General features: G+C 57.9%; 12 protein-coding genes and 1 pseudogene. 6 read left to right on the plus strand and 7 right to left on the minus strand.

The window, feature by feature from the left end; translation table 11 throughout:
• Positions 1–282 (plus strand): ISAs1 family transposase (locus H146_RS0117595; RefSeq protein ID WP_019952778.1); only part of this gene is annotated, 282 nt, incomplete at its 5' end.
• On the opposite strand, the gene H146_RS21025 is transcribed toward H146_RS0117595, so the two are convergent.
• The 7 genes and pseudogenes from H146_RS21025 to H146_RS0117625 form a co-directional block, all read right to left on the minus strand.
• The gene (locus tag H146_RS21025) at positions 252–680 is read right to left on the minus strand and encodes a LysE family translocator (protein WP_019953194.1); all 429 of its coding nucleotides are present in this window, start codon (positions 678–680) and stop codon (positions 252–254) included. The two genes, H146_RS0117595 and H146_RS21025, sit on opposite strands and share 31 nt — an antisense overlap.
• Before the next feature lie 62 nt (positions 681–742).
• Positions 743–1,054 (minus strand): serine hydrolase, encoded by a 312-nt coding sequence (locus H146_RS0117605; RefSeq protein WP_019953195.1) that lies wholly within the window; start codon positions 1,052–1,054, stop codon positions 743–745.
• A gap of 33 nt (positions 1,055–1,087) precedes the next feature.
• Positions 1,088–1,414 (minus strand): annotated as a pseudogene (locus H146_RS21030) (GNAT family N-acetyltransferase); the annotation flags it as partial.
• A 24-nt stretch (positions 1,415–1,438) separates the two neighbouring features.
• A complete protein-coding gene (locus H146_RS20420) occupies positions 1,439–1,672 on the minus strand; it encodes a GNAT family N-acetyltransferase (protein WP_019953197.1) in 234 nt (77 codons plus the stop codon).
• 162 nt (positions 1,673–1,834) lie between these two features.
• Positions 1,835–2,422 (minus strand): D-sedoheptulose 7-phosphate isomerase, encoded by a 588-nt coding sequence (gene lpcA / locus H146_RS0117615; protein WP_019953198.1) that lies wholly within the window; start codon positions 2,420–2,422, stop codon positions 1,835–1,837.
• Between the two features lie 271 nt (positions 2,423–2,693).
• On the minus strand, positions 2,694–2,990 hold the full coding sequence (locus tag H146_RS20425) for a ZIP family metal transporter (protein WP_019953199.1): 297 nt from the start codon (positions 2,988–2,990) through the stop codon (positions 2,694–2,696).
• A 265-nt stretch (positions 2,991–3,255) separates the two neighbouring features.
• Entirely contained in the window at positions 3,256–3,972 is a 717-nt protein-coding gene (locus H146_RS0117625) for an aspartate/glutamate racemase family protein (protein WP_026352099.1), read from the minus strand.
• 150 nt (positions 3,973–4,122) lie between these two features.
• Between H146_RS0117625 and H146_RS0117630 the strand changes: the two genes are divergently transcribed.
• The 5 genes from H146_RS0117630 (at position 4,123) to H146_RS0117650 (ending at position 7,976) form a co-directional block, all read left to right on the plus strand.
• Complete coding sequence (locus tag H146_RS0117630) at positions 4,123–4,527, plus strand: transposase (protein WP_019953201.1); 405 nt, start codon at positions 4,123–4,125, stop codon at positions 4,525–4,527.
• Positions 4,524–4,982: a helix-turn-helix domain-containing protein gene (locus H146_RS0117635; protein ID WP_019953202.1), complete on the plus strand. Its 459-nt coding sequence runs from the start codon at positions 4,524–4,526 to the stop codon at positions 4,980–4,982. The genes H146_RS0117630 and H146_RS0117635 overlap by 4 nt, the downstream gene beginning before the upstream one ends.
• Positions 4,983–5,324: 342 nt before the next feature.
• Positions 5,325–6,746 (plus strand): group II intron reverse transcriptase/maturase, encoded by a 1,422-nt coding sequence (gene ltrA, locus H146_RS0117640; protein WP_245558786.1) that lies wholly within the window; start codon positions 5,325–5,327, stop codon positions 6,744–6,746.
• A gap of 52 nt (positions 6,747–6,798) precedes the next feature.
• Positions 6,799–7,527: a DDE-type integrase/transposase/recombinase gene (locus tag H146_RS19845; protein ID WP_169433502.1), complete on the plus strand. Its 729-nt coding sequence runs from the start codon at positions 6,799–6,801 to the stop codon at positions 7,525–7,527.
• Between the two features lie 206 nt (positions 7,528–7,733).
• Positions 7,734–7,976 carry a hypothetical protein gene (locus H146_RS0117650; RefSeq protein WP_019953205.1) on the plus strand — a complete coding sequence of 81 codons (243 nt, stop codon included), beginning with the start codon at positions 7,734–7,736 and terminating at the stop codon, positions 7,974–7,976.
• Positions 7,977–8,251: the final 275 nt, after the last annotated feature.

The raw sequence follows: 8,251 nt of genomic DNA on the forward strand, positions 1-8,251 counted from the left end.
TACATCAGCAGCCTGGCTCCCGATGCCGAGCGGCTGGCCAGGGCGGTACGCCAACACTGGGGCATCGAGAACCGGGTGCACTGGTGCCTGGATGTGGCCTTTGCGGATGACCAGATGCGAGCACGGACTGCCCACGCGGCGCATAATCTGGCCATCCTCAAGCGCCTGACCCTCAACCTGATCCGGCTGAATCCGGTAAAGCGCAAGGGCAGTTTAAAGGTCAAACGAGTCCTTGCGGCGACATTGGATGATTACCGTGCCCAGCTCCTCGGGCTTGAATGAGAATGAATCGCTACGTGCGATCGCCCTGCGGTGAAGCCCCTGGCGAACAGCCGCCGCGCCGAGCGAATGCTTGCCGTGGAGGGCGCCGCCGCCTCGGGTGCTGCCATTGGCTCGGCGGGGGAACGCCACGCCTGTACACCGAGATAGACCAGATAAGCCGCGCCCACCGCCTTCAACATGACGAAAGCGGTTTCCGAGGTGGCAAGGATTGCCCCCAGCCCCAGCGACGACAGTGCCATCAGCGCCAGCGACGCCAACGCACCACCTACCACGGTCGCCAGCGCCCGGCGGCGCCCGTGACGTAGGCCGTGGCTCATGCAGAGCAGGGCGACCGGCCCGGGGAACATGATCAGGGCGGTGATGACGCCGAGGTAGGTGATCCAGACTGTGAGGTCCATCGCGTTGTGTCCTTACGTCGAGTGTTGGGACTGGGGCGATGTAAAAGCCCGTGGCGAGCGGTTCACACGTCGGCAGCGAGTCGGCCTATTTCGGCGACCACTTCGTCCCGCGTGGTCTTGCTGGCATCAGGCAGGTAGGTATAGGCCACAGCGATCACCGCGCCGCGATTCCCCGGCCACGCGACCCCGATATCGTTAGCATTGCCCTCGCCACTGGTGCCGGTCTTTTCACCAATCAGCCAGCTAGCGGGCATTCCTGCGCGCAAACGGTCGTCACCGGTCTTGCCCTCGATCATCCATGCAGTGAGCTGGTGACGAGATGACGGTGACAGCGCATCGCCCAGTAGCAGCTTGCGTCGGTCCATCAAAGGCATGAGTGTTCTCAGGTTTCTTGTGGAAACGGCAGGTTAGCCCGAAACGGTGGAGGAAAATAGACGCTCGATAACGCCGGACGAGTGCTGGAACGCGGCGGCCTCGTTCATTCGGCGCTTCATGATGTAGTCGTTATCCACCCCGTCGCCCATGCGGAATTCGTGGACGCCATCGATCACAAAACCGAGCTTCTGGTAGAACGCGATCGCGGCGAGATTGTTTTCCGACACCCCCAGCCATACGAAGTCGGCGTTGCGGCGCTCGGCGATCTTTAGTGCCTTGTCATAAAGGGTTCTGCCGTAGCCTTGCCCCTGTAGTGAAGCAAGCCGATAGATGCGCTCGATTTCCAGCGCGCTCTCTTCGTGGCATTCGGTTCGGGCGTCTCCTCAATTGACCCTGAGATAGCCGCCGCACTCGCCGTCGACCTCCAGCAGCCAGAATTCCGATTCCCTGCCAGCAACTTCGCTCGCTAGCGTTGAGCGCGCAAAGGCCGATTCGAGATACTGCGTCATCGTCTGCGTCGAGTAGTGCGCGGCGAACGTCTCGATGTAGGTAGCACGACTGATCGCGGCCAGGGCATCGATGTCGTTCTCTGTCGCTTGTCTAATCGTTGTCGGCATGGGGCCTCGCGTTTCACTGCCTAATGGGGACTCAACGGGATACTACAAGACCAGAATCGGCTGGATCGGGGCGTGATCATTTCATTCTGGCGAGCGATGTTGATCATAAGTCCACACCTAACACCATCTGGTCATAAGCCTGCTGATCGTCCACGTCACGCTTTAATCCGTTGATGCCGTCAACTGTTCCACCATCAAGATGATGGAATGAATCACCTTGATGTGAATTTCCTGGATACGGTCGGCATAGCCGAAGTGGGGCACTCGAACCTCTACGTCGGCCTGGCCTGCCAGTTTGCCGCCATCCTTGCCCGTCAGCAGTATGACGTGCATGCCCCGCTCTCTGGCAGCGTCGACTGCCCGGATGATGGTGTCGGAGTTCCCGGAAGTGGATAGACCGAACAGAACATCCCCCGGCTGTCCCAGTGCCTCGACGTAGCGAGAAAAAACATGCTCGTAACCATAGTCGTTGGCCACACAGGAAAGGTGGCTCGGGTCTGAAATGGCGATGGCCGGCAGACCGGCGCGATTATCACGAAAGCGCCCGGTCAGCTCCTCGGCAAAATGCATTGCATCACAGTGGGAACCGCCGTTGCCGCAGGCCAGCACCTTGCCGCCCGCCTTGAAGCGTGCAGCCAACAGCTCGGCAGCCTGTGCGATGGCCGCAATTTGCGCCTCGTCCTGACTGAAACGGGCCAGCACCTCGGCGGCCTCGCTCAGTTGTCCCTGTACGACCTCTTTTAAATCCATCTAATTTTCCTCTGTGTGTTCAGACTGTTACTGGAGCGCTGGTGAACGGCAAGCGTGATGAAGTGATTGCGGGCCAGTATACGGATACCGGGCACACTGAACGTCAACGTCGATATTTTCCAATGGTAGGGCGCGATGGCAGTGATACAGCAGATCGCTCGTATTTTGAGCAGCGCGTCCGTGCGGTAGGGGAAGGATCGTGTTACCGGCGAGCGATAAACGGGAATCAGGTGTACTGCTTTTGTCTCACTTCACCGTTACACAACTTTACTTAATCCGCGCACTCGAATATTGTGCTGAAAAGATCTGTTGCGACATTCGCTCCGTCGGCGAACGCCAGCACCACCCGTGAACCGCGATACCTCGTGGATAACGCCAGTTCACGATAGGCATTGAAACCTTCCGGCAGATTCTGCAGGGCAATAATGCCGGCCAGCAACAAACCGGACTCCCGGGAAACCGTAAAAGTGGCGCCCAGCGCCAGGGCTTCGGGCACAAAGTCCGAGAGCATCGCCGTGAGCTGACTCGCCGAGGTACCGTGGGCCGCCAGCCATCGATCCAGCAGCATGAAGGCCACGCCGCCAGCCGAAAACCAGCCGAAAACCAGCCAAACACCGCCCCGGCTGACAGGTTTCGAATGCCTTCAGGCACCAGTACCAGGGCGACAGCCGCTAACAGGGCCCCGCCGCCAAAGGCAATAATGGCGTGACGGAATTCGTTTTCCAGCCATCGGGGGCGGATGCGCTCGATGCCCGCCAATGCCGCACCGATAGACATCGTGATCCCGGCGCCCAGCGTCAGCAGCGCCACCTGTAGCCAGGGACTGAGTTCGATCACGTTGGTTTCCTGACAGTCAGATCCTCACGCAAGACCAGTTTCACCGCCTGCTCGGCATGAATTTCGGTGGTGTCATACAAAGGCACGCTGGTGTCGCTGCCCTGAATCAGCAGGCCAATCTCCGTACATCCGAGGATCACGGCTTCTGCCCCACGTTCTGCCAGGGAGTCGACAATCGCAAGATAGGCCGACTTCGATTCCGGATTCACCACGCCCTGACACAGCTCCTCATAGATAACGGAGTGAATCGTGTTTCTCTGCTCGGGCTCGGGGACCACAACGTCAATACCCTGAGCCTCAAGACGTTCGATATAAAAGGTCTGCTCCATGGTAAAACGGGTTCCAAGCAGCCCCACCCTGCTGATGCCATCACGCAGCAGGGCATTGGCAGTGGCATCGGCAATATGGAGCAGCGGCACATCAATCACTTCTTCTATGCCGGGAGCAATCTTGTGCATGGTGTTGGTACAGAGCACCAGAAAGTCGGCGCCGGCGGATTCCAGAGCCTTGCCAGCCTCGCCGAGAATCTTCGCCGTGGCCTCCCAGTCACCCCGGTGTTGCAGGGCCTCAATTTCGGCGAAATCCACGCTGTAAAGCACCAGGCGTGCCGAGTGCAGGCCGCCCAGCTGGTCGCGAACTTTCTCATTGATCAACCGGTAATAGGTCTGGGTCGACTCCCAACTCATACCGCCAATCAATCCTATGGTTTTCATTACGATCTCCCTTTTCCTGCGTGGGCATAACTGGCGGATGATTATCACGTTTTTACCGAGCGCTTGTCACCCTGTGTGTCAACCTGAATCCATACACCGGCTCAGTGAGTTAAACTCAATACCAGAGCCCGAGATTCAGGAGTCCGTATCATGCCCAAACCACCAACCGAACTACCCGATCATCAGGTCACACCGAATCCCAAGCTGGAGAAGCGCACGCGACGTCAGTTCTCCACCGAGTACAAGCTGCGCATCCTGGCGGAAGCCGATGCCTGCCGGCATGGCGAACTCGGAGAGCTGTTGCGCCGCGAAAAGCTCTACAGCAGCCAGCTGACGACATGGCGCAAGGAGCTTGCCGAGAGCGGCGTGGAGAAGCTCCACAAGACGGCTCCAGGCCCAACGCCGAGCAAGACGCCGGAGCAGAAGCGCATCGAGGCACTGGAGCGTGAGAACGCCCGCCTTCAGCAGCGGCTCTCGACCGCCGAAGACTGCCTGTCGCTCCAAAAAAAAGCCTTGTCCATGCTCGATCACATGAACAATGGGAGCGAACCATGATCACGGTGATCGACGAGCGCCCGGCGCACCTCCCCCTGGCCATGGCCTGTCGATCCCTGGGCATTAACCGCAGCACGGTGTACGCCTGGCGACAACGCCGCCATGAGCCTTCTACCGGAGCCTCCAGGTCGCGCCGACACTGCCCGCAGCCCGCAGCCCTGTCGGCCGAGGAGCGAGCACAAATGCTTGAGATCGCGCATAGCGAGCCCTACCGGGATCAGCCGGTCTACGAGATCTACCACGATCTGCTGCAGCAAGGGATCTATATCGGCTCGCTCAGCACCTGGTACCGGCAGCTGCGGGAGGTCAAGGAGAGCGGTGATCGCCGCCCTCAGCGTGCGCCCCAGCACCATGCCATGCCACGCATCACGGCAAGAGCCGCCAATGAGGCGTGGACGTGGGATAGTGTGCCGCAGAGGCACTGGAGAATGACCGCAAGGATGCGGGAGTTTTAATGAGCCATAAGCTCAGCAAGAGATGGTGAAGGGTCCACCGGAGTCGGCTGTCGGAAGCAGGCTCCAAACCAGCCCGGGCTGCAGGCATCAAGAGTGTCTGTGGTGAGCATTGGGTCAAAAGGCTGCACAGTGAGGCAGTCAGGTGTGATATTGAGAGGTGAGCGAGAGCGAACCCATGATGACGTGTCGAAAACCATATGTGACATCAAAACCGGGGGCGTGTCCCATCCCCGGGATGAGCTTGCGGGTGTATTCCGAATGCTGCGCAAGTGGTGTCCGGCATAAAGTGGGCGCGACTCAATATCAGGCTCTTGCTGGGAACTGCGGGAACCAGTCATCGTGATGTTCAAGGGAGAAGGCACAAGTGGCGACCACCACAAGGCCGAGAGTACCGAGGCACGATACTGGGACGGAGCTGCTCGTAGTAGTGACGAAGCTTCTGTAATGGAGGTGGAGCGAAGGGGCAGCGTCAAGCCGCCTGAGCGTCGGTCTCAACTGCAAATGCAGGAGGAGGGTCGGTGTCAGGCAAAACCATACGACATTGACAAGTGGTTGGTTGTAGAAGCTTACAATCGGGTCAAAGCCAATGCGGGATCTGCCGGTGTAGATCGACAGTCCCTGGAAGCCTTTGACCGTGATCGCAGGAATAATCTCTATAAACTCTGGAACCGAATGTCTTCGGGCAGCTATATGCCGCCCCCGGTTCGTGCCGTCTCAATCCCAAAGAAATCAGGAGGTGAGCGGATACTGGGCATTCCGACCGTAACGGACAGAATCGCCCAGATGGTCGTCAAACTTCAGTTTGAGCCCGAGGTAGAACCGCACTTTCTGGAGGACTCTTACGGGTATCGGCCGGGAAAATCGGCGATACAGGCGATTGGAGTTACTCGGAAACGGTGCTGGCGTTATCCGTGGGTGCTGGAATTTGATATCCGTGGTCTATTTGACAACATTCCGCATGAACTCCTGCTGAAGGCGATTGATCGTCACACCGCGAATCCCTGGGTGAAGTTATACATCCGACGATGGTTAACAGCACCATTGGTACACGCGGACGGTCGAACGGATGAGCGCGACAAGGGCACGCCGCAGGGTGGCGTTATCAGCCCTTTATTGGCCAATCTCTTTTTGCACTACACCTTTGACCGGTGGATCAGTCGGCATTTTCCGGCCATTGATTGGTGTCGGTATGCTGACGATGGACTGCTTCACTGTAGCACTCAAAGGCAGGCTCGATTCCTGCTGCGTAGTCTGCATGAGCGGTTCAGGGAGTGTGGGCTTGAGCTACATCCAGAGAAAACCAGGATTGTTTACTGCCAGGATCACCGCAGAGCCAGTAACCATGCGCACACATCCTTTGACTTCCTTGGCTACACGTTCAAGAAACGAGTAGTGAAGGGTCGCTCTGGAGAACTCTTTTTGGGATTTTGTCCGGGAATCAGTCGGCCTTCCATCCAGGGAATCATTGAGAAAGTGCGGAAATGGCGAATAGGGCAGCGAACAGACCTGTCCATCACGGATATCGCTGGCTTTATTAACCCTTACCTGCACGGTTGGTGGAATTACTATGGGCGTTATTATCGATCATTGATGTATCGGGTGGCGCGCTACGTCAACCAACGACTGGTCAGGTGGGCTATGCGAAAGTTCAAGCATCTTCGAGGAAGGAAGAAGAAAACGATTGCCACACTTGAGCGGCTGGTAAAAGTGCGCCCGAAGCTGTTCGCGCACTGGTCGCAAGGAATGTCGGGTGCGTTTGCTTGATGGGAGCGGTGTGAGCCGAGAGGTTCACGCACCGTTCTGCGAGAGGCTGAGGGTGAAATTCCCCTGGTCTACTCACCTCAGCAAATTGCCCACACGGCGTCGTGGCGTCTACCTCAACCTCTACGTGGTGCTGGATCTGTACAGCCGCTTCATCGTGGCCTGGATGATCTCCCACAAGGAGACTGCCGCGCTGGCTCAACAGCTCTTCCAGGAGGCCGTGGATCGCTACGGAATCCCGCATGGCGCGCTGACGCTCCACCAGGATCGCGGCTCGCCGATGATCGCCCGGAGTTATCTGGACCTCATGGGAGAGCTGGGGGTGACGTGCAGCCACAGCCGCCCGAGGGTCAGCAACGACAATCCCTTCAGCGAAAGCCAGTTCAAGACCAGCAAGTACCAGCCCGACTATCCCGGGCGCTTCGAGAGCATCGTCCATGCCCGGCAGTGGTACAGCGCCTACGTCGACTGGTACAACCTGCAGCACCATCACAGCGGGCTGGCGGGCTTCACGCCGGAGCAGGTCTTCACCGGCCGATATCACGAGATGGCAGAGGTCCGTCAGCGAGCGCTCGATGACAGCTTCGAGACGCACCCCGAGCGGTTCCTGTGCGGACGCCCCAGGGTGGCGATGCCACCGGCCAGTGTCTCGATCAATCCGGTACAGCCCGATGACGACGACCCGACCCCCTACAGCGTGGTGAACTTCCCGACGCTACCGGCGGCAAGCGACACCGCGACGAAATCGACATTAATTTTTAACGATCTGTCCGAATCAGGTTGACAGGTTCCGGTCATTCCGATCACAACAGTCGGCAAAAAACTTGTTTTTGTGAACTGTTTTGCCACTATCAGTCGTATACACCATACCATTTACAGGTATGCGACGCTGGGCCCGGCTTGATCCTTTAGGTGCAGGGAGGTGAGGTAAAGAGCAGCGCACTCCGCCATTGCAATAAAGGAGGATGGGGCCACCGAGCCCTGCCAGACATGAAATTCCAGCCCTACTTCCCGTCACTCATCCAGAAATTCCTCATGCTGCTGGCATTGATCACCGTTTCCGCATTGTCGGCCCTGTTTTTCATTGAACGCTTCATTGTCATGCCCAAACTGATCAGCCAGGAAGACAATCTGGCCGGTGCAGCACTGGATCGCGCCCGAACAGCTCTGGAAAATAGCCATCAATCACTGGCGGCCCAGGCCCGGGACTGGGCTCACTGGGATGATACTTAGTCGGTCCTGAAAAACCAAAAATCACCGTGAAATCATGATTATGCGCCTGGATGATGCTCCCTTTTCGGCGTAAAATCTGGTCTATCCTCGCCAAAATCGTGAGAAATCGACATGACTCCCCGCGATCAGCGCCAGAATCCACAGCGTGACCTGCTCAACATCTACCTTGATGACGTCATCAACATGCGCCACGAGTTGGTGCAAATGAGTCAGAGAATCGACTGGTCCGATTGCGAGAACATTTTTGCATCAGACTACACCAGCAACAACGGTAG

This window comes from Kushneria aurantia DSM 21353, assembly GCF_000382245.1.
GTDB classification, from domain to species: Bacteria; Pseudomonadota; Gammaproteobacteria; order Pseudomonadales; family Halomonadaceae; genus Kushneria; species Kushneria aurantia.